The organism is Phytoactinopolyspora endophytica, from assembly GCF_004138495.1.
Lineage (GTDB): Bacteria > Actinomycetota > Actinomycetes > Jiangellales > Jiangellaceae > Phytoactinopolyspora > Phytoactinopolyspora endophytica.
The window spans coordinates 65,850-68,449 of the sequence record NZ_ML142850.1 but is presented as its reverse complement, the minus strand read 5'-3'; the positions used below and the strand labels follow the sequence as shown (position 1 = coordinate 68,449).

The following is a 2,600-nucleotide window of genomic DNA, read 5'->3' as shown; positions in this document are numbered from 1 at the left end:
CGGGCCAGCGTGCTCTTGCCCGAGCCACTCGGACCGATCATCGCGACGCACTCGCCGGCCGCGATGTCGACCGAGACGCCGTGCAGCACGGCGGTGGCCCCGAAACCGGCATGGACGTCGTCCGCCCGGAGCACCTGCCGGCTGTGTGCGGAGGTGTCCACGGTGGTGTCCACTGACGTGTGCGTGGCAGCCCGCTGCCCGGACTCCGCGTCCGGATACGCGTCGACCAACCGCCTGGTGTACTCGTGGCGCGGCGAGGTCAAGACGTCCACAGTCGGTCCGGCCTCGACCATCCGACCCTCATGAAGCACCAGCACCTCGTCGCACGAGCGGGCGGCGAGCTCTAAATCATGCGTCACCACCAGCAGGGCGAAACCGAGCTCGGTCTGCCACCGTTCGATCTCGGCGACGACGGCACGGCTGGTCACCGTGTCCAGCCCGGCGGTCGGCTCGTCCAGCACGACGAGCTGGGGCTGGGCGGCCAGCGCCCGGGCCAGCGCGACCCGGCGCTGCTGCCCGCCAGAGAGCTCCCCGGGCAGTCGACGGCGGAACTCCTCGTCGTCCGGGAGGCTGACCGCGCGCAGCCGGTCGGCTATCCGCTCCGGTGACGGCGAGTCGAGCAACTCGGCGATCTGCCGGCCCACCGGCATGGTGGGCGTCAGCGCGGCGGCGGGATCCTGCGCCAGCCAGGCGGTCGAGTGCCGGCGCAGCGCCCGGCGGGTCCGCTCGGGTATCGCGAAGAGATCACGCCCGGTGAGATGGACCGTGCCCGCCAGCCGCCGCAGTCCTGGGCGGACCACGCCGAGGGCGGCCAGCGCCAGTGTGGTCTTGCCGGCTCCGGACTCACCGACGATGGCCAGCCGCTCGCCGGCGCCGAGCCGGTACGAGACGTCGGTCAGCACCGGGCCGGTGCGGGAGCCGACCCTCAGATCGTCGACGACGATGACATCCCTGGTCACATCGACCTCCGTGCCGTGTCGGCGACCCGGTCGGCCACCAGGTTGATCGAGATGACGACGGCGACGATGGCGGCCGCCGGAACGATCACGGCCCACGGGTTGAGCGGCACGCCGACGACGTTGTCGGCCACCATGCCCGCCCAGCTGTCGCCGAGTGCCGAACCACCCAGGCCGAGGAAGCTCACCGAGGCGATGACGTAGATGGCCCCCACCAGGCGCAGGCCCGCGTCCGCCAGGATCGGCGCCGTGACCGTAGGCAGGACTTCACGGACCAGCAGCGTGGGGGTGCGTTCGCCCATCGCCACCGCGTGCTCCACGTAGCCGCGGTTGACCACGGCGGAGGTGGCCGCGCGGGTGAACCGCATGGTGCTGGGGACGCCGAGCAGCGCCACCACGACGATCAGCACGGCGGTGCCGGAGCCACTGGCCGCGTTGAGCGCCAGCACCGTGATCAGCAACGGTGGTACGACCAGCAGCAGCTCACTGGCCCGCACCGCGACCACCCCGAGCGCAGTGCGCCGCCAGCCCGTGAGCAACCCGAGCGAGGCGCCGATGACCGTGCCGATGGTGGTCGCCACGAGTGGCAGCACGATCAGCGTCAGACCGGAGTCGAGCACCATTGACCACACATCGCGGCCCAGGTGATCGGTGCCGAGGGGAAGCCCCGGCGCGGGCGGCAGGAACGGCCGCCCACGTGAGGCGGTGGCGTCGTCGTCGACCATCAGTGGTCCGGCCAGCGCCAGCGCCACAGCGACGACGCCGGGCGCGGCGACCAGGAACCAGCTCCGCGTCAGCCGGCCCATCGGTGCCTCCCCGCCAGCTCGGCCAGCCAGAAGCCGGTGACCGCCACGGTGGCCAGCACCATTCCGGCGCCGCCGAGCAGGACCGCGTCCCGGTTGGCGGCGGCCTCGGCCACCAGCGCCGCCAGACCTGGGTAGCCGAACGCGGTCTCCACGACGAGCGCGCCCCCAACGAGGTACGGAATGGCCAGCGCCAGCGCTTGAGCGATCGGTGCCCGTACCGACGGCAGCAGGTGCCGGATGAGCACGGCCGGCTCCCGGATGCCGGCCAGCCTGGCGGCTTCGACGTGCGCGGACGCGGCCGCCTCGGCGACGGCGGCGCGAGTCAGACGGATGGTGAACGAGCCGGCCACAGCGGCCAGGGTGACGATAGGCAGCACCAGCTTGGCCGGCTCGGCCAGGGCGCCGGAGCCGCCGCCGACGAGCGACACCGGCGGAAACCAGCCCAGGCCGTGGGCGAACACCGTGATCAGCAGTGTGGCCAGGACGAACTCCGGAATCGACAGCATCGCCAGGGCGCCGAGCGACGTCGCCCGGTCGCGGGCCGTTCCCGGCCGGGACCCGGCGACGATTCCCGCCGGAACGGCGACACATACGACGATGAGCAGCGCACCGGCGGCCAGGATCAGACTGCGGCCGGCATGCTCGCCGATCACCGGCCCGACCGGTTGCCGGGTCAAGGCGCTGACACCGAAGTCTCCGGTCAGCAGGCCGCCCAGCCAGTCGACGTAGCGCTGCGGCAGCGGCCGGTCAAGGCCCAGCTCGGCACGGAGCAGGGCCGCCCGTTCGGGCTCGGCGTTCATGCCCAGCGCCTGACTGGCCGGATCACCCGGCAGGATCT

3 protein-coding genes are annotated in these 2,600 nt (G+C 72.7%); all 3 read right to left on the bottom strand.

The window, feature by feature from the left end:
• Positions 1-959 (bottom strand): ATP-binding cassette domain-containing protein (locus tag ELR45_RS34525; RefSeq protein ID WP_165367449.1); only part of this gene is annotated, 959 nt, incomplete at its 3' end.
• Complete coding sequence (locus ELR45_RS03645) at positions 956-1,762, bottom strand: ABC transporter permease (protein ID WP_129663567.1); 807 nt, start codon at positions 1,760-1,762, stop codon at positions 956-958. The genes ELR45_RS34525 and ELR45_RS03645, both read right to left, overlap by 4 nt.
• On the bottom strand, positions 1,750-2,600 hold an 851-nt coding region (locus ELR45_RS03640), incomplete at its 5' end, for an ABC transporter permease (protein WP_165367448.1). The genes ELR45_RS03645 and ELR45_RS03640, both read right to left, overlap by 13 nt.